The 26,752-nt window shown below is 54.3% G+C and carries 25 protein-coding genes; 13 read left to right on the top strand and 12 right to left on the bottom strand.

The features are described from left to right. Positions 1 to 30: 30 nt before the first annotated feature. Positions 31 to 1,203: an acetyl-CoA C-acyltransferase gene (locus tag A11S_RS03675; RefSeq protein WP_015467149.1), complete on the bottom strand. Its 1,173-nt coding sequence runs from the start codon at positions 1,201 to 1,203 to the stop codon at positions 31 to 33. Positions 1,204 to 1,405: 202 nt separating this feature from the next. Here A11S_RS03675 and A11S_RS03670 point away from each other — a divergent pair, with 202 nt between their 5' ends. From A11S_RS03670 to A11S_RS03660, 3 genes are all read left to right on the top strand, one after another. Beyond that, positions 1,406 to 3,562 (top strand): ATP-binding protein, encoded by a 2,157-nt coding sequence (locus tag A11S_RS03670; protein WP_015467148.1) that lies wholly within the window; start codon positions 1,406 to 1,408, stop codon positions 3,560 to 3,562. A gap of 127 nt (positions 3,563 to 3,689) precedes the next feature. Further along, positions 3,690 to 5,474: an AMP-binding protein gene (locus tag A11S_RS03665; RefSeq protein WP_235068146.1), complete on the top strand. Its 1,785-nt coding sequence runs from the start codon at positions 3,690 to 3,692 to the stop codon at positions 5,472 to 5,474. A 236-nt stretch (positions 5,475 to 5,710) separates the two neighbouring features. After that, a complete protein-coding gene (locus A11S_RS03660) occupies positions 5,711 to 6,202 on the top strand; it encodes a hypothetical protein (protein ID WP_015467146.1) in 492 nt (163 codons plus the stop codon). Positions 6,203 to 6,209: 7 nt separating this feature from the next. On the opposite strand, the gene A11S_RS03655 is transcribed toward A11S_RS03660, so the two are convergent. Beyond that, on the bottom strand, positions 6,210 to 6,704 hold the full coding sequence (locus tag A11S_RS03655) for a tellurite resistance TerB family protein (protein WP_015467145.1): 495 nt from the start codon (positions 6,702 to 6,704) through the stop codon (positions 6,210 to 6,212). A 2-nt stretch (positions 6,705 to 6,706) separates the two neighbouring features. Further along, positions 6,707 to 7,546: a 23S rRNA (adenine(2030)-N(6))-methyltransferase RlmJ gene (locus tag A11S_RS03650; RefSeq protein WP_015467144.1), complete on the bottom strand. Its 840-nt coding sequence runs from the start codon at positions 7,544 to 7,546 to the stop codon at positions 6,707 to 6,709. 114 nt (positions 7,547 to 7,660) lie between these two features. Between A11S_RS03650 and A11S_RS03645 the strand changes: the two genes are divergently transcribed. From A11S_RS03645 to A11S_RS03615, 7 genes are all read left to right on the top strand, one after another. Next, positions 7,661 to 8,953: a Y-family DNA polymerase gene (locus A11S_RS03645; RefSeq protein WP_015467143.1), complete on the top strand. Its 1,293-nt coding sequence runs from the start codon at positions 7,661 to 7,663 to the stop codon at positions 8,951 to 8,953. 78 nt (positions 8,954 to 9,031) lie between these two features. After that, positions 9,032 to 9,844 carry a BPL-N domain-containing protein gene (locus A11S_RS03640; RefSeq protein ID WP_015467142.1) on the top strand — a complete coding sequence of 271 codons (813 nt, stop codon included), beginning with the start codon at positions 9,032 to 9,034 and terminating at the stop codon, positions 9,842 to 9,844. Positions 9,845 to 9,952: 108 nt separating this feature from the next. Then, positions 9,953 to 10,606, top strand: a complete 654-nt coding sequence (locus tag A11S_RS03635; RefSeq protein ID WP_014102404.1) for a GNAT family N-acetyltransferase — start codon at positions 9,953 to 9,955, stop codon at positions 10,604 to 10,606. A gap of 8 nt (positions 10,607 to 10,614) precedes the next feature. Continuing rightward, positions 10,615 to 11,985: a methylenetetrahydrofolate--tRNA-(uracil(54)-C(5))-methyltransferase (FADH(2)-oxidizing) TrmFO gene (gene trmFO / locus A11S_RS03630; RefSeq protein ID WP_015467140.1), complete on the top strand. Its 1,371-nt coding sequence runs from the start codon at positions 10,615 to 10,617 to the stop codon at positions 11,983 to 11,985. Between the two features lie 43 nt (positions 11,986 to 12,028). After that, positions 12,029 to 13,516: a thioredoxin-like domain-containing protein gene (locus A11S_RS03625; RefSeq protein ID WP_015467139.1), complete on the top strand. Its 1,488-nt coding sequence runs from the start codon at positions 12,029 to 12,031 to the stop codon at positions 13,514 to 13,516. Further along, positions 13,513 to 14,175 carry an esterase/lipase family protein gene (locus tag A11S_RS03620; RefSeq protein ID WP_015467138.1) on the top strand — a complete coding sequence of 221 codons (663 nt, stop codon included), beginning with the start codon at positions 13,513 to 13,515 and terminating at the stop codon, positions 14,173 to 14,175. Before A11S_RS03625 ends, A11S_RS03620 begins: the two co-directional genes overlap by 4 nt. Before the next feature lie 140 nt (positions 14,176 to 14,315). Further along, complete coding sequence (locus A11S_RS03615; protein ID WP_041802405.1) at positions 14,316 to 15,863, top strand: FecR domain-containing protein; 1,548 nt, start codon at positions 14,316 to 14,318, stop codon at positions 15,861 to 15,863. Positions 15,864 to 15,873: 10 nt separating this feature from the next. Here the strand turns inward: A11S_RS03615 and A11S_RS03610 are convergent, their stop codons facing one another. Both A11S_RS03610 and A11S_RS03605 read right to left on the bottom strand, forming a co-directional pair. After that, positions 15,874 to 16,158 (bottom strand): hypothetical protein, encoded by a 285-nt coding sequence (locus A11S_RS03610; protein WP_015467135.1) that lies wholly within the window; start codon positions 16,156 to 16,158, stop codon positions 15,874 to 15,876. A 57-nt stretch (positions 16,159 to 16,215) separates the two neighbouring features. Continuing rightward, positions 16,216 to 17,034 carry a phytoene/squalene synthase family protein gene (locus A11S_RS03605; RefSeq protein WP_015467134.1) on the bottom strand — a complete coding sequence of 273 codons (819 nt, stop codon included), beginning with the start codon at positions 17,032 to 17,034 and terminating at the stop codon, positions 16,216 to 16,218. Between the two features lie 87 nt (positions 17,035 to 17,121). On the opposite strand from A11S_RS03605, the gene A11S_RS03600 reads away from it, so the two are divergent. Further along, complete coding sequence (locus A11S_RS03600; protein WP_015467133.1) at positions 17,122 to 17,748, top strand: superoxide dismutase; 627 nt, start codon at positions 17,122 to 17,124, stop codon at positions 17,746 to 17,748. Between the two features lie 41 nt (positions 17,749 to 17,789). Then, positions 17,790 to 18,707, top strand: coding sequence for a metallophosphoesterase family protein (locus tag A11S_RS03595; protein ID WP_235068129.1), 918 nt, complete (start codon positions 17,790 to 17,792; stop codon positions 18,705 to 18,707). A gap of 66 nt (positions 18,708 to 18,773) precedes the next feature. Here A11S_RS03595 and A11S_RS03590 read toward each other — a convergent pair whose 3' ends face one another. The 6 genes from A11S_RS03590 to A11S_RS03565 all read right to left on the bottom strand — a co-directional run bounded on the left by A11S_RS03590 (position 18,774) and on the right by A11S_RS03565 (position 24,501). Then, complete coding sequence (locus A11S_RS03590) at positions 18,774 to 19,574, bottom strand: TerC family protein (protein WP_081604750.1); 801 nt, start codon at positions 19,572 to 19,574, stop codon at positions 18,774 to 18,776. A 25-nt stretch (positions 19,575 to 19,599) separates the two neighbouring features. Next, a complete protein-coding gene (locus A11S_RS03585; protein WP_015467130.1) occupies positions 19,600 to 19,968 on the bottom strand; it encodes an Mth938-like domain-containing protein in 369 nt (122 codons plus the stop codon). Positions 19,969 to 19,974: 6 nt separating this feature from the next. Then, complete coding sequence (gene secF, locus A11S_RS03580) at positions 19,975 to 20,931, bottom strand: protein translocase subunit SecF (protein ID WP_015467129.1); 957 nt, start codon at positions 20,929 to 20,931, stop codon at positions 19,975 to 19,977. 24 nt (positions 20,932 to 20,955) lie between these two features. Beyond that, positions 20,956 to 22,530 (bottom strand): protein translocase subunit SecD, encoded by a 1,575-nt coding sequence (gene secD, locus A11S_RS03575; protein WP_015467128.1) that lies wholly within the window; start codon positions 22,528 to 22,530, stop codon positions 20,956 to 20,958. Positions 22,531 to 22,560: 30 nt separating this feature from the next. Beyond that, the gene (yajC, locus tag A11S_RS03570) at positions 22,561 to 22,914 is read right to left on the bottom strand and encodes a preprotein translocase subunit YajC (protein WP_015467127.1); all 354 of its coding nucleotides are present in this window, start codon (positions 22,912 to 22,914) and stop codon (positions 22,561 to 22,563) included. Between the two features lie 144 nt (positions 22,915 to 23,058). Continuing rightward, positions 23,059 to 24,501: a hypothetical protein gene (locus A11S_RS03565; RefSeq protein WP_015467126.1), complete on the bottom strand. Its 1,443-nt coding sequence runs from the start codon at positions 24,499 to 24,501 to the stop codon at positions 23,059 to 23,061. A gap of 199 nt (positions 24,502 to 24,700) precedes the next feature. On the opposite strand from A11S_RS03565, the gene A11S_RS03560 reads away from it, so the two are divergent. Further along, on the top strand, positions 24,701 to 25,339 hold the full coding sequence (locus tag A11S_RS03560; RefSeq protein ID WP_235068127.1) for a hypothetical protein: 639 nt from the start codon (positions 24,701 to 24,703) through the stop codon (positions 25,337 to 25,339). A gap of 90 nt (positions 25,340 to 25,429) precedes the next feature. Here the strand turns inward: A11S_RS03560 and A11S_RS03555 are convergent, their stop codons facing one another. Then, positions 25,430 to 26,683, bottom strand: coding sequence for a hypothetical protein (locus tag A11S_RS03555; protein WP_235068124.1), 1,254 nt, complete (start codon positions 26,681 to 26,683; stop codon positions 25,430 to 25,432). Positions 26,684 to 26,752: the final 69 nt, after the last annotated feature.

Genomic DNA, 26,752 nt, shown 5'->3' with positions numbered 1-26,752 from the left:
CTGCCCAGCTTAAATATTTTTCTTTTATTTTCAGCGCTCTACAGCCACCGCCACAGCTTCGCCCCCGCCGATGCACAGGGTCGCCATACCGCGTTTCAGATCATATTTTTCCAACGCCGCGATCAGTGTGACCAGAACACGCGCGCCAGACGCGCCTATCGGGTGGCCCAGGGCACACGCGCCACCATGCACGTTCACCTTGTCATGCGGCAAATCCAAATCCTTCATCGCCGCCATGGTGACAACGGCGAAGGCTTCGTTGATTTCAAACAAATCCACATCCTTCATCGCCCATCCGGTTTTGTCGGACAGTTTTTTCAACGCCCCGACCGGCGCGGTCGTGAACCATGATGGTTCATGCGCAAAGGTCGAATGCCCGGCGATCGTGGCCAGAATTTTATGACCGCCTTTTTCCGCCGCACTTCGGCGGATTAACACAAGCGCCGCGGCCCCGTCGGAAATCGAACTGGCATTTGCCGCCGTGACGGTGCCATCCGGCTTGAACGCCGGTTTCAATCCCGGAATTTTATCCGGGCGCGCTTTGCCGGGTTGTTCGTCGATGGAAATAACTTTCTCTTCCTTGCCCGCTTTGACGGTCACGGGAATGATTTCCGCGGCAAAATCGGCCTTCTGCGCACGGGTCAGGGATTCAATGGCAAACGCGTCCTGTGCCTCCCGCGTGAATTGATATTCACCGGCGCACAATTCGGCGAATACGCCCATCAGTTTGCCGCGGTCATAGGCGTCTTCCAAACCGTCCATGAACATATGATCGATCACCTGGCCATGGCCCATGCGGTACCCGCCCCGCGCCTTGGGCAGCAGATAGGGCGCGTTGGTCATGCTTTCCATACCGCCCGCAACCATCACATCATTGGTCCCGGCGGCAATCAGATCATGCGCCAGCATGACGGCCTTTAACCCCGATCCACACATCTTATTAATGGTGGTGCAGCCCACAGAATTCGGAATGCCGGCACCGATGGAGGCCTGCCGCGCCGGGGCCTGCCCCTGACCCGCGGACAGGACATTGCCCATGATCACTTCATCCACGCCCGCCACGCCGGATCGTTGCAATGCCGCACGAATGGCCGCCGCGCCCAGGTCCGGGGCGGTCAGATTGGCAAAATCGCCCTGAAATCCACCCATGGGGGTACGGGCCATACCAACAATGACAATTGGATCGTTTGCCTGAGAGGACATAATATAACTCCCTGTTTTTATAGACTTTAGATTCTTTAGTGCCAGAAAGCCGCTCTGTCCAGACATTGGAAAAAGCCGGGAAAATGGAAAATAAAGACTCGCCCTCGCCCCAAAGGGGGGTAATATGCCCTGATTTTCAGCCCAAGATATAGTCAACCGTATTCAGATGCACAGTAAAACTTTTCTTTTCCCGACGGACAGCGTGACCTCGCTCCAAACCATTGCCGAACATTTCCTGATCACGGTCGGGATCTTTGCGCTGTTCGGGCTGGCCGAAGACTGGTCCCGGTCACAGAACACAGCGCGCCGCAAAATTATCGTCGGCATTGTTTTCGGGTGCCTGGCCTCGTTGATGATTGCCATGGCGGTTCGTTATTCCAGCGAAGTGGTTCTGGATGCGCGGAATGCCATTCTGGCCATCTGCGCCTTCTTTGTCGGCCCGATTCCGGCGGCGATTGCCGCCCTCATCACATCGGCCACGCGGGCTTATTTTGGCGGGCTGGGGGTTCCCACCGCGATCATGGGTATGTGGATTTCGGTTGGTTGCGGCCTGGCCTATCGCGCATGGCTGGACCAAAACAATCAACGGATTGGTGTTCTGAATATCCTGCTGTTCTCCATCGTATCGCCAATCATCACATTGTCTGTCTTTTTCCTGATGCCTTTTTCCGCCAGAGAAATTATCGCATCTGGCGTTATTCAGGCCTTGTACATGACCACGGCGTTCTGGACCTTTGTTTTCGGCCTCATCATGTTACAGGATTTACGCCGCCATGAACTGGTCGACGATTTGGCCGCCAGCGAAAAACGCGCCGAAGAAGCCACAAAAGCCAAGTCCCTGTTTCTGGCCAAAATGAGCCATGAAATTCGCACCCCCATCAACGGGGTTTTCGGGTTCAGCGAGCTGTTGCGCAAGACAAAACTGGATGAAACGCAGGATTATTACCTGAAACAAATTCATTCCGCCGTGTCTTCTATGATCCTGCTGGTTGATGACATCCTCGATTTTTCGAAGATCGAGGCCGGAAAAATGAAAATCGTCAAACACACGTTTAACATTCGCAGTTTGATGGAAAGCTGTATCGATCTGGTGCAACCGGATGCGGATCGCAAAAGCCTGGAACTGCACATGGTGATTGGGCCGAACGTTCCGGAATATATCGTCAATGACGAATTACGCCTGCGTCAGGTGGTCATGAACCTTCTGTCCAACGCCTTGAAATTCACGCAATCGGGATCGGTCCGGCTGGCTTTGCATTCCAGCCCGATAAACGAACAGAATGAAATGCTGACCATTTCTGTCACCGATACGGGGATCGGGATTGCCGAAGATAAGTTAAAAGTCATTTTCGAAGCCTTTGAACAGGCGGACACATCCATCACGCGCAATTTCGGCGGCACTGGCCTGGGGTTGAGTATCGCACTGAACCTGATGACCCAGATGGATGGGAAAATCACGGTGAACAGCGAACAGGGAAAAGGCACAACCTTTACCGTCACGCTGCCCACATTGGTGGCCGATGGGATTATCCCGGTCAGCAACACCCCTGAACCCGAACAGGCCACGACACAACAGCTTGAAAAAGCCCATATCCTGATCGCCGAAGACATCCCGATGAACCAGGCTTTGGTCTCCGCCCAACTTCGAAAAGGTGGATACAGCTTTGACATCGTCGATAACGGCTATGCCGCGATCGAGGCCGTGAAATCCAGGCCATACGACATGATCCTGATGGATATTCAAATGCCCGGAATGAGCGGGATCGAGGCCACCACGGTCATTCGCGAAGAGCTGGGGTTGTCGGCCATGGATCTGCCCATCGTGGCCTTAACCGCGCACGCCCTGCCCGAGGAGATGAAGGCCTGCCTGGAAGCCGGAATGGATGAATGCCTGGTCAAACCGGTGGATGCCCTGAAACTTTATAAAACCATCGATTCCGTTTTGGGCCTCGGAACGGATGACCCGTTTGTTACACCGCCCGTCATTGCCAATGATTTGCTGCCCATTCCCCTTCTCAACGCGGAGCAAGTGGAGCAGTTTTCAAGCTATATCGGTGATGACCAGCTTCTTAAACTCTTCCACGATTTTATTTTGGATGCTGAACGAATCCTGACGACTCTGGAAGAATCGGGATCGATCCCGCGCGGTGACTTGCATTCCATGACCGGTGTGGCCGGCAATTTCGGGCTGAGCCGTCTGGCCCAATATTGCCGCCAGCTTTTGGACGAACAATCCGATCCAATCCGCGGTGGCGTCACGCCACCGATTGACGTTATCCACAGGCTGCTGACCCTGTTTAATGAAAGCATCGGGGCCTTTCAGGCCTATATGACACGCCCGCATGCCGCGGGATACTAGGTCGAAAGATCTATTTATACTGTGCATCCGCAACATTGGAGGTGGGTTTACAGTATAAAAACAGACTGTTATGCAGATTCCATACCGCCTGGCCTTAAAAGAGCGGATCGAACAGACAGGGATCGTTATGACAGAGAAGAATTCTCGCACCACGCGGAGCATTGCTCCGCCGTCGGAACATTATGCGCCGGGCGCACAATGGGACGCAGCCATCCCGCGGATCACTTTGGTGGACGCCCTGAACCAGGCCCTGCACCGTTATACCAATCGCCCCTTTATCAATTTCATGGGCAAACACATCACCTATCGCGAATTTGGCCAGATGGTCGATCGCACCGCCGCCGGATTGCAACAACAAGGCGTCGGCAAATGTACCCGTGTCGGATTATACATGCCGAACACGCCATTTTATCCGGTGATGATGTTTGCGGCGTTGAAACTGGGTGCGACGATTGTAAATTTCAGCCCCCTGTACACCGCCGACGAATTGCGCAAACAAATCGCGGACAGCGGCACCGAAGTGATGGTGGCGCTGGATTTAAAACAATATGGCGATGCCAAAAACAGCGCACCGGACTTGATCAAAGACGGATCGTTGAAAAAGCTGATCGTCTGTCCCATGGCGGATATGTTGCCGACGTTTAAATCCATTTTATTCCGCTTCTTTAAACGCAAAGATGTTTTCAGCCCCGACCGCAGCAGCCCGGCCATCCGCACGTTCAGCGATTTAGGCTTATACGGCATCAAACCATACCCGGTGAATATTCATCCGAATGATATCGCCTTGTTGCAATATACGGGTGGAACCACTGGAACGCCAAAGGGTGCGATGCTCTCTCACTTCAACATCGCCGCGAATGTGAAGCAGATCGAAGAAATGTTTGGCGCCCGTCCGGACCGGGACCATGACCCGGCCCTGATTCAAATGGGCCGCGAAAAATTTTTGGTCAGCATTCCATTCTTTCACATCTTTGGCCTGACCGTTGGATTGATCAACGCCATGGCCACGGGATCGGAACTGATCATCCTGCCCAACCCGCGTGACATGACCGCAACGCTGGAGGCCATTCATAAACATCGCCCCACCGTATTCCCCGCTGTGCCCCGCATGTTACAGGGGATCGTCGCGCACAAAGATCTGGAATATTACAATTTGAAAAGCATCCGGGCCGTCATTTCCGGCGGTGCCGCCCTGCCCCCCGATGTTAAAGCCGCGTTTGAAAAAGCCACCGGCTGTGGTGTCTATCAGGGCTATGGCCTGTCGGAAACCAGCCCTGTGGCCACAAGCCACCCACCCTGCGGCGAAGATCATCCCGCCAGCGTCGGCCAACCTTTGCCGCGCACGGAAATCAAAATCGTCGACCCGGAAAACCCTGATATATCACTCCCCACTGGAACCACCGGGGAAATTTGTATTCGCGGGCCACAGGTTATGCGCGGATATTGGAACAAACCCGACGAAACACGAAAAACCATGACACGCGATGGGTTTTTCCGTACCGGTGATATTGGCCACATCGACGACCATGGTTATGTGTTTATCACCGATCGCCTGAAACGGATGCTGGCCATCAATGGGTTCAAGGTTTACCCGAACATGGTGGAACAGGCGCTTTATACCCATCCATCCGTTGCGGAATGTGTTGTGATTGGCGTCAACAAGGGCACGGTGAAGGAATCGGTCAAAGCCTTTATCCGGTACAAGGACGATGCAACCGACAAACCCACCGCCGAACAATGGCGCACCTTCCTGGCCGATAAATTGCACGCCATGGAAATTCCCCGTTATTTCGAAACCCGGACCGAAGAGCTTCCCAAAACCGTTGTCGGAAAACCAGATTGGAAAAAGCTTGAGGATGAAGAGGCCCAAAAAGTACAGGCCCAACCCCCATCTCCCTCAAGCCCGTCATAAGCCCCCAATTTTGTCCACATGCCAATGACGCCATTGCGGGGCAAACCCTTGCCAAATCGAACGCGGCCTTGGACAATCGCCTATCAAACCCCGCTTGTCCCCGGTGATCAGATTCGGGGCGGCGGGGATCTTTCCCCCCTGCTTCTTTCGCAAGGTCTGTGCATTTGCGTCGTTTCATTCCTGTCATTGTTGCAACGTTGGCCCTGTCTTTGGCAGGATGCGGATCTTCGCCCGAAATGGCCGCCCTTCCCGACGGTCCGCTGACGCCGATGCCGGATTTCCTGGCCCCAAAAGACCCCAGTGACAAGGCTTTGGAACAATCCATCGCCAGCATGATCAAATCGGGCCGCGGCCCGGCGTTTAGCCAATATGATTTTCTGCGCGTTGACCTGGATAATGATGGACGCCGGGATGCGTTGGTGATGATGAAAGGCCCGCACAATTACTGGTGTAGCATTTCCGGATGCAGCATGATCGTGATGAAGGCTGATAACGAAACCTTCACCCCCATCAGCAACATCATGCCCATTCGCGGCCCCATTCTGGTCGCGGAAACACAAAACAACGGATGGCGTGATATTGTGATCGAAGTCCGCGGTCAATCATGGGAACCCGCGCGACAAGTCGCATTGAAATTTGATGGATCGGCCTATCCGGGCAATCCACTCAACGAACCACCCACCAACATTGCCTATACACGGCATGACGGGGTTCGGGCATTCCCGTAAGGTTTTTTTACTTCTTCCTGAACCGACGATAGAACGCGCCGAGCAATCCGCCCTGCGCCCCTTCTTCGACCGCTGTGTGGTCGAACAGGATGTTCATTTTGTCTTCTTCATCCAGTTCAAACGCCATATCGCCGGTGAAGGAATCCATGTCCGTCATTTTGACGTGGGCCTTGTTCAGTTCCAGCAGGATCTTTTGTTCCTGCGCCCCAAAATCACCATCGGTCCAGACCAACATGCGGGCGAAGTAGAAAAACTGGCTCCGATCGTCCGGATCTGTAATTTTTGCAAACATATCGGGGATGGATTGTGGTGCGGAAATATCACGTTCCAACTGCGCGCGCTGAATAGCGGAGAGCGGTTCTTCCGTCAGAATTTTGTACATGAACGCGCGTTCTTCGTTCGTCACGACGGAATCGGCGTGGGCCATCGCGAAAATGGCCCGCCACATGTGGAAGCGGCTGTCCGACATATCCTGCCCTTGGCCCTGTGTTTGATCCGTCATGGTTATTCCCCCGTCAGACGTGTAATGGTAAATGACCCCGCCCCATTCGTCAGGGTCGAAACCAACCATGGCAGAATTGTATTCAATTCCGATTCCAACGTCCATGGCGCATTCACCAAAACCAGCCCACTGCCGTTCAGGCGGGTGGGGTCGCTGGCCGGGCGGATCATGAAATCGACCGCCATAATCTTGGGAATTCCCGTATCGGCCAGATCATTGTGCCACCGGGCAATCACCCGCGGGTCCTTAATCGGGTACCAAAACGCATACACCCCGGTGGCCCAGCGTTTATGCGCATCGACCAGCGCCTTGGTCATGCGGGCAAATTCATCGGTGACTTCAAACGGCGGATCGACCAGAACCATGCCGCGCCGTTCCGGCGGCGGCAGCAACGCCTTGATCGCCTGATACGCGTCCATATGTTCCACACGCACCCGGTCGTCCCGCCCCATATTATAATCCAGCGTCACAACATCATCGGGATGCAATTCATTGACCACCATGCGGTCCTGGTCACGGATCAGGCTGTGCGTAATCGCGGGCGACCCCGGATAGGTCCGCCATTCATCCCCCCGGTTAAAGCCACGGACCAGATCGACATAGGCGCGCACAGCATCCGGCGCGGTATCGGCATGCGCCATCACGCGGGCGATCCCGTCATCGGCTTCGGCCGTCCGGCGCGCCTGATCGGCATCCAGATCGTAAAGGCCAATGCCGGCATGGGTGTCCAGAACGAAGAACGCCTTGTCCTTTTGCTTCAGATAATCCAGCACCCGCATCAGCACGATATGCTTGATGACGTCTGCAAAATTTCCAGCGTGGTAGATGTGGCGATAATTCATGGTTCTTTCTTTAGCATATTCAGCGCCTTACAGCGGGGAATATTTGTTCTTGAATTGTTCTTGTTGTCCTCTATAATTCAGGCATATAATCCTAAAAATATCGCGTGCCCGACCATGAACTTTACCCCGCCCGAACAATCCGGTTTGCAATGGCTGTTCCTCGACCTGAACAGCTACTTCGCCAGCGTTGAACAAGAGCTGAATCCTGCCTTGCGTGGACGGCCCGTGGCCGTTGTTCCGATGATGACGGATCACACCTGCGCCATCGCCGCATCGTATGAAGCAAAACTGTATGGCGTGCGAACCGGAACCATTATTCGTGAGGCCAAACGCATGTGCCCCAAACTGGTTTGCGTTCCCGCGCGACATGACCAATATGTGATTTATCACCACAAAATTCTGGACGAAGTCATCCGCCATACGCCCATCAATAAAATCTGGTCGATTGATGAACTGTCCAGCCGCTTGCCCCCGAACAAACGGAATGTGGAATCCGCCACCGCGCTGGCCCACCGGATCAAGATGGGGTTGCGCGATCATGTCGGCACACAGATCAAATGTTCCATCGGTATTGCCCCGAACAGTTTTCTGGCCAAGGTCGCAACTGACATGAAAAAGCCGGACGGGTTTGTCATTCTGGAACCGGAAACAATGGCCGAAAGACTTTTCGCGCTGAAGCTGACCGACCTTCCCGGTATTAACGTGGCCATGAATGAACGGTTGAAAAAATCCGGTATCACAAGCGTTGAAAGCCTGTGGCACACATCGCCCAAACACGCCCGCCGCATCTGGGGCAGTGTTGCGGGCGAACGGTTTTGGTACAATCTGCGCGGTTATGATGTGCCCGATACCGAAACCGACCGATCCGTCTTTGGCCACAGCCGTATCCTGGACCCTGCCCTGCGTCGCCCCGATGCCGCGCGGGAAGTGGCCCGCCGCCTGTTGATCAAAGCCGCCACACGATTACGCCGTGAAGAATTTTTCGCCGCGCGGTTAAATTTTTCCACCCGCATTATCGACCCCGTCACGCGCACGGAAACACGCTGGGCGGCGGAAGCCCGCCTGCCGCCCGCACAGGATAATTTCTCCTTCCTGCGCGCTCTCGATGACATGTGGGATGCGATGATGGACGAAACACACGCCCAACAAATGCGTAAAGTTTCGGTGTCGCTTTATAAACTTTGCCGCGCGGACGAAATCACCAATGATTTGTTCGACACCATATCCCCCACAGTGCGTCAACAAACGGCAAAGGACGATGCCCTGTCCGCCGTGATGGATAAAATCAACACAAAATACGGGGCGGAATCCCTGCGGCTGGGCGTATCACCCAAAACACAGGCCGGGTTCGTGGGCACCAAAATCGCCTTCTCCCGCGTGCCGGATTTGGCGGAATTCAGCGAATAAGCGCCAGAAACAGCCCCTTTTCATTTGCCCGATCGCAATAAATCCTGCAAAAATCCTCTTCATTCCGGAGGACAAACCATGACCGCAACACCCCGTATTCTGGTGTACGAAGATTACGTTCACAACAATGCGCAATTGCACCGCGCCTTGCGCGATGCGTATGGCCCATTCGCCGTAACAACGTGCGATGCCGGGGATTTGCAGACCGGTATTTTGAACAAGTCCGTCAATCTGTTCATCATGCCGGGCGGTGCCGATCTGTATAATTGTGAAAAACTGAATGGCGCGGGCAATAAAATCCTGCGTCATTATGTTGAAGAAGGTGGGGCCTATCTCGGCCTGTGCGCCGGCGCATATTACGCCAGCCGCGATATAAAATGGGCCGAGGGGATCGAAGGCCAATCCATCATCGGTGCGCGCGAACTCAATTTCTTCCCCGGCACGGCCATCGGCCCGGTCATGGATTTTATCGAAGACCGCGACGTCACAAAATCATGGAACCACGCCGCCCAGATTGAATGGCTGGACGACTCCATAAATTCCGGCGGGGCCATCCCCGCCACCGTGCATTACAATGGCGGCCCGGTTTTTGTCGGGGCCGAAGACGCCCCCAATACAAAAATTCTGGCACGCTACACCACATTGCCCGGGTCCCCCGCCGCGATTATTGAATGCAACGTGGGCAAAGGACATGCGATTTTATGCAGCCCGCATCTGGAACATGGTGCAACAACGCTCAGCCGTGCTTTGTACAACTATGCCAACCCGTCCTTTTCCCGCCGGTGGAAGATCATTGATACCCTGATCAAGGGTGATCCATCGCGGAAAATGGTCTGGGACCGCATGATGAAACGGGCCTTAACCCCGCAGAAATCCAGCATTGCCGCCTAAATCACGAAAACCATGATATTATGGTAATATTGCCGCGTCCCCATCACTATGCTAAGGTTGCGGCCATCATTCACATCATTGATGACGCAAGAAAAGAAACGGTGTCCCATGTCGAAAAAAACGACAACGCGCAAAGCCGCCCCCGCTAAGAAAGCAACAACAACCAAGAAGGCCGCCCCAAAAAAAGATACGAAAAAGGCAAAGGCCTCTACGCTGACACGCAAAGGCAAACAGCCTTTAACCCCGGCGAAGAAAACAACCTCCGCCCAACGCAACGCGGCGGCCAAGGCCGCGAAGAAAAAGGCGAACGGGAAAAACCCGCGCATGGTTGTGCGCGAAGCCCGTTCGGATGCCGATTACCACCGCGCCTATCCCATCATTCATCAACTGTTCCCGCATTTGGATATGCAAACCTATGCCCGCCGCGTGTTCGTCGCCCGTGCGACCGGATACCGGATGTTCGTGGCGCAAATCGGCGGCGAAGTTGTCGGCGTGATCGGCATTATGCCGAACCACAACATTCATGACGGGTTTGTGACCTATATCGAACACGTTGTGGTCGAAGCCAGCCACCGTGGCCAGGGTTACGGCGCGCAGCTGATCAAATTCGCCGAAAGCCGTGCGATGGAGGAAGGTTGCAAATTGCTGGAACTGGATACAGATATCGGCGCCGAAGATGCCGAACGCCTGTACCAGCGCAACGGTTTCTACCGTTCGGGCAGCTACTATTCCAAGAACATCGACCTCTATAAAGATTCGTAATCAGACCCATGACCGTAAAACCCATTCATGTCATTGGCGGCGGTCTGGCCGGAAGCGAAGCCACATGGCAAATCGCGCAGGCTGGCGTGCCCGTTATTCTCCACGAAATGCGGCCCAACCGCCCCACCGACGCGCACAAGACCGAAGGATTGGCGGAGCTTGTCTGCTCCAACTCGTTCCGGTCGGATGATGCGGAACAAAATGCTGTTGGCCTGTTGCATGCGGAAATGCGCAAATGCAATTCGCTGATTATGCAGATGGGCGACAAACACGCCGTTCCCGCGGGTGGCGCATTGGCCGTGGACCGTGATGCGTTTTCGGATTCTGTGACCAAGGCCTTGAACGAACATCCGCTCGTCACCATTGAACGTGGTGAAGTAGCTGGCCTGCCCCCGGAAGACTGGGACAGCGTCATTATCGCCACCGGCCCGTTAACATCCCCGGCGCTGGCCGATGCGATTAAAAATCTGGGTGGTGAAAACGAACTGGCGTTCTTCGACGCCATCGCGCCGATCGTGTACAAAGACAGCATCAACATGGATGCCGCGTGGTTCCAGTCGCGCTATGATAAAGAAGGCCCGGCGGGTACGGGTAAAGACTATATCAACTGCGCCATGAACAAGGATCAGTATTACGCCTTCATTGACGCGTTGCTGACATCCGAAAAAACTGAATTCAAGGAATGGGAAGCCAACACGCCGTATTTCGAAGGCTGCATGCCGATCGAGGTTATGGCCTCACGCGGACCGGAGACATTACGTTTCGGCCCAATGAAGCCCGTCGGCCTGACCAGCCCGCACACCAGCGAACGCCCCTATGCCGTCGTGCAATTGCGTCAGGATAACGCGCTCGGCACGCTGTACAATATGGTTGGGTTCCAGACCAAAATGAAATACGCCGAACAAACGCGCGTATTGAAAATGATCCCGGGATTGGAAGATGCCGTGTTCGCCCGCCTGGGTGGCCTGCACCGCAATACCTTTATCAACTCCCCCAAATTGTTGGACGGACAATTGCGGATGAAGGCCATGCCGCGTCTGCGCTTCGCCGGACAAATCACGGGATGCGAAGGATATGTGGAAAGCGCATCCGTCGGCATTATGGCCGGTCGCTTTGCCGCCGCCGAACGTCTGGGCCAAGCCCTGATCGCGCCGCCGCAAACAACCGCCATGGGCGCGATCCTCAGCCATATTACGGGCGGCGCGAATGCCGAAACATTCCAGCCAATGAACGTGAATTTCGGCCTGTTTCCTCCGGTGGATGAAACCGACGGTCGCGGGCGCCCGGTGCGTGGTGGTGATAAAAAACGGGCATTGACGTCCCGGGCCCTGCGCGATTTGGACCAATGGCTGGTCCAGCAACAGCGTCTGGCTGCGTAAAGCGTAATTTTATATTTAGACCTTTATTGAAACGGAGCGAAGAATGCGCACGATCCTGCTTGCCTTGTTTTTGTCGATCATCTCGATCCTTCCGGCGCAAGCACAGGATAGCGTCTATGACCGCTTGTTACCCGGCGGCGCGGGTGGATGGTTGAACATCACACGCCCCGTGACGATGCAGGATTTGCAGGGCCGCGCCGTTTTGCTCGATTTCTGGACCTATGGCTGCATCAATTGCATGCAGATTGTTCCCGACCTTGATTTCCTGGAACGCAAACATGGCGAAAAACTTCTGGTCATCGGTGTGCATTCCGCCAAATTCGAAGGCGAAAAAGGCAATGAACGTATTCTGGCCGCTGCGCAACGTTTTGGGCTGAACCACCCGGTCATCAACGATTCTGATTATGCCATCTGGAAGAGCTTTGGCGTCCGCGCATGGCCGACACAAATCCTGATCGGTCCGGATGGACGCGAGGCCGCGCGCTGGTCTGGCGAAGGTCACCGCACCGCGATTGATGCCGCCGTATCTGCGGCCACGGCTGGCATTACACCCCCATTCACTGACATTTCAACACTGGTTCCGGTGCGGACAAAAACATCCGCCCTGTCCTTTCCCGCACGGATTGAGAATGCTGGCGACATGATTTTCGTCGCGGATTCGGGCCATAACCGTATTCTCGTTCTCGATCGTGCCGGGGCCGTAAAGATGACCATCGGGTCCGGCGAAGCCGGTCACCGTGACGGATCATTCGTCATGGCAAAATTTAACCACCCGCGTGGCATGGTTTTGATCGGGCGCAATTTGTACATCGCCGATACCGACAACCACATGCTGCGCGTCGCCAATCTGGACACGGGATCGGTCATGACATTGTCCGGGAATGGCAAGCGGACATTTTCTCCACCGTTTAAAGCGCAAAAGGCCATGACCACGGAACTCGCTTCCCCTTGGGATGTTGAATCCCTGCCTGATGGGTCGGTCGCCATTGCCATGGCCGGTGTGCATCAACTCTGGCGCTATGACCCCGCCGCCCGCACGATGCAGGTGATGGTGGGCAGCGGTGCCGAAGCCGTTGGCGATGGCCCGGCTTTAAACGCCACCCTGGCCCAACCCAGCGGATTGAAAAATATTGGCTCCACCCTGTATTTCGTTGATGCAGAAAGCTCGGCCCTGCGCCGTGTGCAGAACAACAGCGTTCAAACACTGGTCGGCACCGGGTTGTTTGATTTCGGCTTGGTTGATGGCGCATATCCAGATGCCCGCCTGCAACACGCACAGGGTTTGACAGTATTGAACGACCAGATTGTTCTGGCCGACACCTATAACAACGCCCTGCGCACCTATGATCTGCAAAGCGGCCAACTGGCCACCATGGATCTGAAGGGGCTGCCCCTGAACGAACCGGGTGATGTGGCCGCGATTGACGGTAAATTGTGGATTGCCGACACCAACAACCACCGCATTGTTGTGTTTGACCCCGCAACGGGCGACCATCGCGTTTTGGACATCACCGAACCGCAGAAAAAATGACCGCCAATACTGAAAAACAACTCGTCGTCCTGATGCATGGCATCGCCCAACCCCGTATTATCATGTCGGGGCTGGCCGAATTTATGGAAGATTCCGGCTATGCCGTTTTGAATCTGTCTTATCCATCCACCGACAAGACGATTGATCGCTTGACCGCGGAAATTCATAAAAAACTGGTCCACCACGACGCGTTTAATGCGTTTGATCAAATTCATTTCGTCACCCATTCCATGGGTGGATTGGTGGCGCGCGCCTATATCGAACGGCACCGCCCGCCCAATCTGGGCCGCGTGGTGATGATGGGGCCGCCGAACAAAGGCAGCGAAGTGGCCGACCTGTTGAAAGACATCTGGTTCTACAAAGCCTTCTTCGGCCCTGCTGGGCAGGAATTGACGACCGAATCCCGCGCGCCTTACGGCGATCACCCTGTTGACTTTGAACTGGGCATCATCGCGGGGACCAGCGCCGTCATGTCAATGTTCGGCCCTGCATCCGTCGGCCCGAATGACGGGCTGGTCACGGTGGAGAGCACCAAGCTTCCTGGCATGGCCGATCATATGACCGTGCCCGCCGCCCATGCCTTTATCATGAACAATCCGGCGGCCCGCCGGGGCATTCTATCCTTCCTCAAGGACGGGCATTTCCCCAAATTACACTGATAAACCCACCAATACTGCGGAAAACCCTATAAAAACGGCCCGATTTCATTGAGATCGGGCCGTAAATCCGCCAAAATCCACCCCGATACTGTGCCGGCCTTCAGAATCGGGCCATCCGCATCCATGGAAAGAGTTTTAAAATGAGCCACTATCGTCACATTCTCCTGAGCAGCGTTGTAACCTCGGCCATGGCCTTGACGGCTCTTGCTTTGCCCGCCATGGCACAAGATGTGCAATCATCTGCACCTGCATCTGCGGTGAACGAGGAAAGCGCGCGCACGCTGCCCTCCATCGGCACGGTGGTGGCGATTGATGGTACGGCCATGATCCTGCGGGGTGGTGCCGGTGCAACGGCGGAACAACTGACCGTTGGCGCCCCCATTTCCATTCACGACGTGATTGCCACGGGCAAAGACAGCCGCGCCATGATCGCCTTCATCGACGGCAGCCGCACGGCCATCGGCGCCGAGGCCGAAATGGGCATTGATAATTTCAATTTCAACGATCTGGATTCCAAACAAAGCTTCGCACGGTTCCGTTTCCCGATTGGCCCGTTCCATTTCCAACCGGGACAAGTGGCCGATGCCGAACGCCCTGACGTCACGCTGGTCACCGGATACGGTAAAATCACCGTTCGCGGCACCGATGTCTGGGCTGGCATGGTCGATGATTTATACGGCGTGTACGTCCCGAAAGGCGAATTGACGATTGAAACAAACCGCGGCCGCATCATCCTGCGCGAAGGCGAAGGCACCTTTATCCGCAACGCCAATTCCATCCCGGAACGTGGCCGCCCATGGACGACCGAAGCCCTGACCATGGCGCAAACCCGCACACGGATGAACGGCAACGCCGACGATCTGGTCGCCGCATGGCGCCCACGCATTGAAACGCAACGCGCGGACTATCGTGACTTCTTCATCGCCAACCCCGGCATTTTTGTTGAGATGGAACAAACGGGCCCGTATGGCAAACGCAATGCCATGAAACGAATCCAGGCCGAACATCGCGATCATCTGGTCGACCACCGCGCCACACAACAAGACCGTAAAGACGCCGCCGTTGCACGCAAAGGCACCGCGGGCGCACCGGCTGCTGAACTGAACGTTGGCGCAATAACCGAAAGCCCGACACCTCCGGCAGACACCGTGGTGCCAGACACAACGGCCCCCACAGAAATCAGCGCGGAAGACGCCCTGAACGCCCCCGCGACAAACGCGACGGCCACACCTGAGACACAGCCAGAAGCGAAGGCAGAAGCACAAACCATCGCCGACCCGGTATTGGGTCAGACGCACGAGGCTGCGCCGGCACCGGCGACATCCGAACAAAAGACTGAGGAAAACGCCGCACCAACGCCGACGGCAGAGCCCGCCACGCCGACTGAGGGCCCAGCCCCCGTCGCCGACGCACCGATTGTACCGGAACCGACGCGCCCGACCGATCCGCACAACCCACCGCCGATCGTTTTGAAACCGGATGCCGATGCAATGGAAAAAATTGAAGACAACGCAAAGGCAGCGACATCATCAGTAACGCCCGCACCCGCTCCGGCCCCGATGCCTGCTCCCATGCCAACGCCCGCGCCGGACAGTTTGCCAAACGACCCGGCCCTGCGTCAGGAAGCGATTGAGCAGATGCACATTCTGGGCCCGGAAACACCCAGCACAGCAAACAATCCGTTATAGGGGCGAAAGTTTAAGCGCTGAGACGATCTTCATCCAGACCGAGGGACACATCCTCGTTCTCGGCCAGATCGTCACGGACATCTTCCGCCGTATCGCGCGCCTGCGCTTCGTTGCGGATCTTATCCTGTGATTGGTTGAGTTTGTCCAACGCCGCATCCGACACCTCGACCACATCACGCGGCAATGTTCCGCCGCCGGATTGGGTGGATTGCGTTTGCTGTTGTGACTGTGTCGGCCCTTCCGAACGGAAGAACTTGAAGATTGGCAAATTGGAAATAATCGGCGGTAACGCCATGAAATACCCCTTTTCTTGACCCACCTTCATTATACGGGCCCGGGCCTTTCCAAAATGTTACTTTCGGGCGGCACGCCACAGCAAAAGCGGGAAAAACGGTCCACGATGGGCTAATTTTGCCCTGAAAACGTTGTCCCGCGCCTTGGCCACACGGGCCAGGTCGAACAATGCCATGGCATGATACAGGCGGACCAAACGGCTGTTGCCGGACAAATTCTGGATCATGCTGTGCGCCTGATCCCGTACGGTCGCAATAATTGCGGGCAATTTATCAAGATCACGTCCCGCATACAGCGCATCGGTTGACAGTCCCGCCCGGTTCATCAAATCACCCGGCATGAAACAACGCGACTGCCCCGCATGAAACGGCACCGCACGGATCAAACCAGACAACGCCCACCCAATCGCAACCGGCGCAACATCGGGCGCATCGACATCATCGCCCGTAATTTGCAAGGCCAGACGCATCAATGGCGTTTGTGTGAAATCGGCATAGTTGATCAAACCGGGTAAGTTTCCCGGCAAAACATCTTCCAGATCAAATTCCCGGGCATAGATCACCGCATCAAACCATTCGCGGTTCAGCCCGCGCCGTTTGATCATATCGGCCAGTGGTTCGGTGATTGGATGATGCGGAACAGCCCCGCCATCGTATATTGCCGCAATGGCGTCACGCCACCATTGCAAACGGATCAAACCGATATGCGTGTCGGTGACCACTTCGCGCGTTTTGGCGATTTCATGGTGAAACGCATAAAGCGTCCATAAATCCGCACGCACATCACCATCAAAAAACAGGGTTATCATAAAACGGTCGGGATCCTGATCCCGCACCAGATCGCCTGCATACCCTAATGAATCTTTACTTGTTTTCACTGTTGTCAAAACCCGTCAGCGATGTATCTTGGTCAGCGGTCTAATACCGCAAGAGATTATAACCATAATTGCGATCAGGAGAATAGCATGGCTCTCATCCTTCCCGAACTTCCCTATGCGTATGATTCACTCCAGCCGTTTATGTCGAGTGAAACGCTGGAATTCCACCACGATAAACACCACAAAGCCTATGTGGACAAGGGCAATGAGCTGCTGGCCGGTTCCGGCCTGGAAAACCTGTCGCTGGAAGAAGCGATGGTCGCCGCGTTCAAGGACAAATCCAAGGCCGGACTGTTCAACCAGCTGGGCCAGCATTACAACCACATCCATTTCTGGAACTGGATGAAAAAGGACGGTGGCGGAAAATCCATCCCCGGCAAACTGGACGCGCAAATTACGTCCGATCTGGGTGGTTTTGACACCTTCCGCGGCAATTTCATTCAGGCAGGCATGACGCAATTCGGCTCTGGCTGGTGCTGGCTGGCCGTTGATAACGCGACGGGCAAACTGGAAATCACCAAAACCGCCAACGGTGAAAACCCGCTGGTCTATGGCAAGACGCCGATTTTGGGTTGCGATGTGTGGGAACACTCCTACTACATCGACTATCGCAATGCGCGCCAAAAATATCTGGAAGCGTTTGTCGACAGCCTGATCAACTGGGACTATGTCGGCCAGCTGTTTGAAAAAGGCCCGCTGAAAGTCGCCGCATAATTCGCAGCGCACAAATTAAGAATTTAAAGGGCCGTTTGCCGATGCGAACGGCCCTTTTTCCTTGGCGATTCAAGGCGGTGGAGGTCCTGCGATTTTTCTGGGAGGGCCGAACACGAATCTGCTATAACCCATTCATGGCGTTACGTTTTGCAGTCGTGACCGATATTCATTACGGCTTTGACATCAATAATAAGAAAGGGTCCAAGGCACCGAAGCTTATGGACCGGTTTGTCAAAGTCGCGAACGGGAACGGGGTCGATTTTTCAGTTGATATGGGGGACCGGGTCATTCTCAAGACTCCGGCAGATGACGCCCATTACCTGAAACAACTGACGCACCACTTTAACCAGCGTTCTGGCCCGCATTATTCGATTAACGGCAATCACGATTTGAAAAACCTGTCCCGCGCGGATAACGCCGCCATTTTGGGATATTCGCCGGAATCGCAACTGGTCGATGTGGGTGATTATAACCTGATCCTGTGGAGCCCCAACGTAAACGGCCGCGATGGCGACGGGTATTTATCCGCCTGGGCCAGCCATATTGACTGGTTCCGCGATGCGCTGAACCGCGCAACCAAACCCTGCATCGTTTTCTCGCACGTCCCGCTGGATAACTCCGCTGCGGATGATGAGTATATTGAGAAAAATTTGACCAACTACTTCCCCGCCTTTTACCGCGAAGGTAAAGACATTCGCAAGATGATGGAAGACAGCGGCAAGGTCATCCTCTGCATGGCTGGGCACCGCCACCGGAACCAGCATCATGAAATTAACGGAATTCATTATATTACCCAGCAATCACTGGTCCAACGCCATACCGTTCTGGGTCGTGCCATTGGCGCCTTTTCATTGGTCACCATTGACGATGCATCCATCCGCATTACCGGATACGGCATTCGCCAGCCCAGCTTCCTGCTGTCGCGCGCGACCAATACAAATACCCCACCCGGCCCGTAAATAATAAAATGAACAATAAAAAATGCCCGGGTGAACCGGGCATTTTTCTTTTCATTCTGCTGCGCATTAATGCGCGGCTTCCGCCTTCTGCCGCACGCGACGCTTGGCCGCCAGCAGGTTGAGCGTTTCCACACCCAACGAGAACGCGATGGCGAAGTACAGGTATCCCTTCGGAATATGCAGGTGCAGGCCATCGGCAATCAACACCACACCCACCAGCAAAATAAAGCTGAGGGCCAGCATTTTAATCGTCGGGTGATCATGCACAAATTTGCTGACCGGCTCGGCCGCAAACAACATAACGGCAATGGCAAACACCACGGCGGCAATCATCACCGGCAAATGTTCGGCCATACCCACCGCGGTAATCACCGAGTCCAGCGAGAACACAAGGTCAAGAATGGCGATCTGAACAATAACCCAGCCAAAGACGGCGGATTTCTTGCCTGTCACATCTTCGTCATGCCCTTCCATCGTGTGGTGAATTTCGCCCGTGCCTTTCCACAGCAGAAACAAACCACCACCCAGCATAATCATGTCACGCCACGATACCGTATGCGGGTCCAACCCTTCAGGACCTGCGAAGAACGTAAAGACCGGCGTGGTCAGGGTCGCAATCCACGCCACCATCGACAGCAGAATAATCCGCATCAACAAAGCCAATCCCAACCCGATTTTGCGGGCCAGTGGTTGCTGATGTTTCGGCAACTTGTCGGTAATGATCGACAGGAAGATAATATTGTCGATCCCCAGAACAACCTCCAGCAAGGCCAGCGTTGCAAAGCTCAGCCACACGGCCGGGCTGGACAACATCTGAACAATCGTCATGTCAGTGGCAAGGTTTGCCATCATCGTTGGATCAGCCATTTTTATTCCTCAAATTGGCTAGCGGTTAAACCGGCAAAAGAGCTGCGGCCACGCGCCGCCCTTCCGCCATCAAAACATTATACGTGCGGCACGCCGCGCCGGTATCCATGAAATCCACCGCCAGACCGCGGTCCTTCAGAGCGCGGCGCAGTTCAAAGGGCGGGTTTGCCACCCCGGCCCCCAGGCCCAGAAGCACGACATCCAATTCGCTGGCGCGTGCCAGAAGCGGCGCAAAATCATCCACACCCATGTCTGTGGACACGGTCCAATTGACTGTCTGGTCTGGAAAGACAATAACCGCCCCATCATGCACCGTGCCGGATATGCGGAATGTTCCATCCGCATAGGCTTGGATAATTTGGGCCCCAGAGGGGACGAGCGGTGTGACATCCATGATGGATTATGCGGCCACTTCTTCGCTGTTGCCGTTTTCCGCATCGTTCGGATTCGGGCGCAGCTTCAGATAAAACAAAGATTGTGCCGACACGAAATAGGACGAGTGCGTACCAATCAAAATCCCGAAGAACAGCGCGGATGTAAAGCTGCGGATCACCTCGCCCCCAAACAACCACAGCGCCGAAATCGCCAGAATGGTTGAACCCGACGTCATCACCGTCCGCGGCAAGGTCGAGTTAATGGAATAGTTGATAATGTCCGGCATCGGCATCTTTTTGAATTTCCGCATCGTTTCGCGGATACGGTCAAAAATGATCACGGTTTCGTTAATCGAATAACCCGCAACCAGCAAAATGGCCGCCAAAGTCGACAGGTCAAAATGCATCTGCGTCAGCGAGAACAGCCCTAAAATCCCCATGACGTCGTGGATCAAGGCCAGCAAAGACCCCACCCCATACTGCCATTCAAACCGGATCCAGATGTAGCCCATGATGCCCAGAATGGCGACAATCATCGCAATCAAACCATCGCGCTTCAATTCCTGTCCCACTTGCGGGCCAACAAATTCGGTGCGGCGGAAATCAACCTGACCTTCGCCGAATTCGGCGATCAGGGTGTCCTGAACTTTTTGAATGGCCCCTTGCTGTTCTTCCGGACCACCTTCCTGTTGCGGCAAGCGGATCATCAAGGACCGGGCATCGCCAAATTCCTGAATCGAAATATCGCCCAGACCCAACGCGTTCAAATCTTCGCGCATTCCGGCCAGATCCGGATCGGTTTCCACGGCAATTTCAATGACCGTACCACCGGTAAAATCAATCCCGAAATTCAGGCCCTTGGTTGCCAGGCACAGGATCGACCCGCCAATGATGATCAAACTCATCATAAAGGCGTAGAAACGGTGGCCGAAGAAATCAATCTTCAGGTTATCAGGAACCAGCTGGATCAGTTTAATAATCATGATGCTCTGTCCTCTCCGCGTGTCTTAGACCGGGATGGATTTGGGTTTAACGCGGTGCAGCCACGTCACAATCATCGCCCGCGTCAACGCCAGCGAACAGAAATATGACGTGATAATGCCGATGGTCATGGTTACGGCAAAGCCTTTGATCGGCCCGGTACCAAAGGAGAACAGGACCAAGGCCGCAATCAACGATGTCAGGTTGGAGTCGGTAATGGTCGTCAGCGCCCGGCGATAGGCCGTATCCAAAGCGGAGTTAATACTGCGCCCGGATCGCAATTCTTCCTTCATCCGTTCGAACACCAGCACGTTGGCGTCAACCGCCAGACCGATGGTCAAAACGATACCGGCAATCCCCGGCAGGGTCAGCGTCGCCTGCAACACCGACATAATCGCCATAATCATCACCATGTTCAGCAGCAAGGCCACCGACGCAAACACGCCAAACAACCCATAAACAGCCATGGACAAAATAATGACGAACAACAGCGCCATCAGACATGCCGTTTTACCGGCCGCAACCGAATCCGCCCCCAAAGACGGTCCGACGGTGCGTTCTTCCATCACGCTGAGCGGTGCGGGCAAAGCACCAGCCCGCAGCAAGAGCGCAAGGTCATTGGTTTCTTCAACCGTAAAGCTGCCCGAAATCTGGGCCGCACCACCGCAAATCGGCTCGCGAATGGCCGGCGCGGAAATGACGACATCATCCAGAACAATAGCGAAAGGCTGACCGATATTTTCCGGCTTGCTCGTCACGTCACAAAAACGGCGAGCCCCGACGGAATTCAGGTTAAAGCTAACCGCCGGACCTTGTTGCTGGAACGAAGGCTGCGCGTTGGTCAACATATCGCCCGTCAAAATCGGCTGGCGGAAAATGGTGATGTCCACACCCGGCATATCGGCGGACGGCAACGTGCGTGTCCCGCCCCCCTCGGCCAATGACGTGCCAGACCGGCCCGTATCCACCATGTGGAAGGACAGCTTGGCGGTTCTGCCCAGAATTTCTTTAATCCGTTGCGGGTCATCAACGCCCGGCAATTGCAAAACGATACGATCATCGCCCTGACGCGCGATCACCGGTTCGCGCGTGCCGGATTCATCAACGCGGCGACGAACGATTTCGATGGATTGGCCCAGCGTCTGGTCTGCGATCTTTTTCATCGCGACCTCACTCAACGTCCCTTCAACTGTTTTCCCGTCTTCACTGACCAGAACGGTCAGGTCGGAATCCAGCTTCCGCATGATCGACTTCACCTGATCCACATCGGCATCGGCGCGCAAGGATACCCGCACACCGTTTGGAACCGGGGCAATCCGGGTATAGCCGATTTTCGCCTCGCGCAATTCCGGGCGCAGAGATTGGACCAGCGTATCAGCCCGCTGAGTCAGAACGTCGCCCAATTCGACTTTGAGCAGAAGGTGCGACCCGCCTTGCAAATCAAGCCCCAGATTGACCGCCTTGTGCGGAACGAAGCCCGGCATCGTCTGGGCCATCTTGTCCCGCGTGGCCTGGTCCAGCAGGTTCGGTGCGCTGTAAATCAGCGACAGAACACAGACCAGAACGATCAGAATTTTTTTCCAGGTCTCAATATAAATCATGGGGGGTCGCCCTTCTTTGGACCGTCTATATTATTTCTTCACGGTGTCGTTGGCCGGTTTCGGATCAATGCGGGTCTGGATGGTGGAGCGCAGAGCCGTCACCTTCAAACCATTGCCCAGATCGACAACAACTTCGCCATTCGCGGTATCAATAGAGTCTACTGCACCAATCAGGCCACCAGCGGTCAGAACCTTGTCGCCCTTTTTCAGCGCGTCCAGCATATCGCGGTGTTCTTTAAACCGGCGCTGTTGCGGACGGATCAGCAACAGATAGAACATGACAACCATCAACAGGATCATCAGCAGGTTGGATGTCAGCATCCCGCCCGTGGAACCGGTTGCGGCGGCGGCATCAGCCGATGCATGTGCGATAGAGATAAACATGGCGCAAAAACCCTCGTATTTTTCGTAACAAAGATGTGTGGAATCGTCCCCGGACTATAGCCACAAGCCCGCCAAACGCAAGCGATTGGCGGGCTTGTTCATAATTTTCCTGTGAAATAAGGCCGTTAAGCCAGATTTCAGGCCTTATTTCGGCTTGGCGCTCGGCTTTGCGGCACGCGGGGCACGGGGCTTTTTCGCGCCCGGCTTGGCTTCAACAGGTTGTGCCGTATTGTCATTATCGCCAACCAGCGTGTCCACTTTCGCGCTCTGCTCAAATTCCAGGGCCGCCGCGCTCTTGGTGCCTGATTCCAGAACCAGGAACGAGTCTTTCTGGACGCTTTCCTGGAATTTCGAGGCCAGGTCTTTCGTGGCTGCATTCAAACGATCCCGCGCGGCCTGCTGCGCAATTCGCGCTTCACCCAGTTCATTCAGATCTGTACCAATCTTTTTAACGAGGCGTTCCGTTGCTTCCGCAATCTTGGTCATATCATAGGTGCCCTGCCCCATGCTCTTCTGGTGCATCAGGCGGGTTGTTTCATGCAATTTTTCCGCCTTTTCGTGCAGATCAATTCCCTTTTTATCCGCCGCGGTACCGACCAACTGAAGGTCCATCTGATCAACCATCAAATTCCCGTGGGCAATCTGCCGTTTCCATTCTCGAACGGACCGATTCAAATGCTCTTGAAACTTTAAATAGGTCGATGCGTACATTCTTTTTGTTTCGTAAAGAACGACCATGCTGTTCAAACCGATCGCGCGTGATGCGATGTGCCCGTCGATGGTTCTCTCCATGACATGGCCAGCCATCTGGCGTTCGCGCAACCTATCTAGGCTGGCTGCATCTGTCGCTGTCATCTTAGGCAAAATATCTTCATGCAGACGGCGCAGTGCCTCCCTTCCCGCACCGATTACCAGAGCCATAAGCTTATCGGCTTTTGTTTGTGCCGCGCCCAACGCGTTTACTTCGCTGACATAGAGCGGGATTTTATCGCGTCCATCTTCCAGTTGCTTGACAATCGACCGCGTGCTCAGGATGGCTTTGCGCAAATCGTCGCGAATGGCTTCTGCCTGTTTGCCATGATCTATATCGCCAGTGGCCTTGCCTTTGATAGCATCATACTTTTCTTTGGCAACTTGAGCACCTTTGAAGCCAATGCCGGCCAAAAGGCCATAGAGAGGGTTCATCAGCATCGTCCCCAAAAGCCCGGTCGCCACGGCGCCCTTATTCTCGACAATCGTATTGAGGCTGGCTTTTGCGAACATCTGAACGCGCTGCATTGTTTCGCTGACGTCCATATTCTCAATTTCTTCTGCGCATTTGCGCATCTCCGCCATGAAGCTGTCATCCTTTAACGCGCGATCATTAATCGCATCGGATACAACAGCAACCTCGTCCAGAGCTTCCTGGCCGAAAACCATGATGGTGTTGAGATCATCCCAATCGACCGTTGCAATCATCTTATCCATCGCAGCGCGTGTTTTTTTATCGGCCGTACGATAATCGGGAACATCGTTGAATTGATCACCATCCGCGCTGGTCAAAACTTCAACCTGAACGTCTGTGTTTTCATCGTCTTTCATAACCATTGTTTTCGTTCCTTTTATGATTCTTGGCCTTTTATGGTTCTTGGCGCACGCCGCAAAAATATTACGGAAATTTATAAAGCCAACCCTGAGCCCGCGCAAGCTTTTTATGAAAAATTACTTTCTTTTTTTGCACCTTTTGGCTACACTCAAATCAAAGAACACTAACGCATTGAATTTAAATAATATTTTGGAGAAAGAAATGGCCACAAAACCAACCCATGTCCTGGCCGTCGGGGCCAGTGAAGGCGGACAAGACTATCATGTCGCCGGTACACTGACCGATCTGCGCAAGGTGTATAGCGCCCTGCTCACCTACACCAATCTGGACCAAACCAAAATTCGTAAACTGGATCAGTCTTTGTGCCTGTATCGCATGTTGAACCAGCCGGAATGGACGCCGGCCAAGGACTCCGTATCCCTTGTTGAAATGCTCACCGCATTGAAGCGGGATGGCCTCAACGGCCTGGCCCTCAACAAGGACGCCGCCGTTGAAAGCCTGAAAACCGTTGGCAAAACGCTGAAGAGCGAAGCCCCCGCCCTGGCGATGAGCTTCCTGGGTGCCGTCAAAGGTGGATTGATCGGCAAAGCCCAGATGGCCGCTACACTGGCCAGCACATTTGCCAAGGTCCAACCGCAGTTGGGTGAATTGAAAGCCACCGGCGAAGCCGCCGTAAAATCCCTGCGCGACCGGATCAGCGGCAACAATGCCGACTGCATCGTCATGCAGGATGGTGCCCACATGGTTCACGCCACATGGCTGGCCAACCCGGATAACGCCAAACCGCTGACCAGTCTGGCCTCGCTGAAAAAAGGCCCGGCCACACCGAAGCCGGCATAACCCAACACACGGATACAAAAAAAACGGCGATCCATTAACCGGATCGCCGTTTTTTGTATCCGCCCCAAGGCATCAGCACGCCACCGCCATTTACGGTTCCCATTCGCCATCTCCGCCTTTGCGGGTGACATAGACTATGGACGATTGCGGCAACCATTTGTGTGCACTGACCTTCTGATGATCATTGCCAATTTTCCGATCAATGACCATGGCCGCTTCGCGATAGCTGGCTTCAAGCTTGGCCATAAAATCCATGGCCCCGACGGGCAGTTCGGTTAATGGCGTTGTATCACACATAGCTGCACGAATATGGCTTGTCCGCTCATCAGAATATCCGTTGTTTCCCGCCATCGTGACCATGGTGCACATCCATTCATCAATTTTCTGTTTCTGATACGCCCCCATGGACAGGGCGCCATTTGAAAGCAAGTCTTTGCTTTTCCGCACACATTCAAAAATGCGTAAATCACGCAGGAAGCGAATGGCGTCTTCTTTAACATCCGCCAATTCAACAACGGGCGTTCCAATAATGTTAATGGATCGCTCGATGATATGATCCGCGATTGCAAAATTGCGGTCTTCGACCGCAGCCATGGCCATACTGCGGATATCTTCATCATTGATCCAAAACCCATCAAGCACAAAAAGGCCCGTGATTTTATTGATTGGATCATCATTATATTTTTTTGATCCGTTTTGAATATCCAGAACACATTGCTCAATCAAAACGGCACAGCGCACCGCGAAATAGATTTCTTTTAAACAATGCATTTCGGCAATGTCCTGCCGTAAAACACTCCATTGCGGGCCCTCTTTATAATGGGCGAACAGATCGACAATACACTGGGAATTCCACACATTCGTCAGAACCAAATCCCTGGACTGAATTTGCGCATATAAATTTTCGTATTTTTTTATATTATTGGGATCGAAATTTCCGGATGTAACGATTTCCCCTTCTACGGGTAAGTGCAAACGGCCATGACGGTCCGGAACAATCCCTTCGCGCAGACAGAAATTTTCAACGTGGTCGAACCCAAGCGCATCCCTGTCCATACCACAAGGAATCAAATTCATATCCAGGGCCGTGGCCTCATATTCCAGTAAATATTGTGCAGCCTTGCCAAACTGAACGTTTTCCAAAACGGGAACGATGGTGTAATCATCCCCCACTTGGGACACCTTAACCACATTCCATTGATCGGCGGCCAGGGCAACGGCCTTTAAATACTGGCTATTGCCTTCGGGCAAATGGACGTTGGTGTATTCACAGGTACGGAATTTTCGCCCGAACACAGCCTTTGAAAAAGCATCGGACAGCGTCTCCTCAGCAGGCGCTGGCAATAACTTTTGCTCTTCCTGTTGTTCAACAGAGAATAATTGAGGCCATCTGAAGCTTTTTAAAAAACCCAG

The sequence above is a fragment of the Micavibrio aeruginosavorus EPB genome (assembly GCF_000348745.1).
GTDB classification, from domain to species: domain Bacteria; phylum Pseudomonadota; class Alphaproteobacteria; order Micavibrionales; family Micavibrionaceae; genus Micavibrio; species Micavibrio aeruginosavorus_A.
The sequence above is the reverse complement of the archived record's forward strand: the minus strand, read 5'-3'. Positions and strand labels throughout refer to the sequence as shown.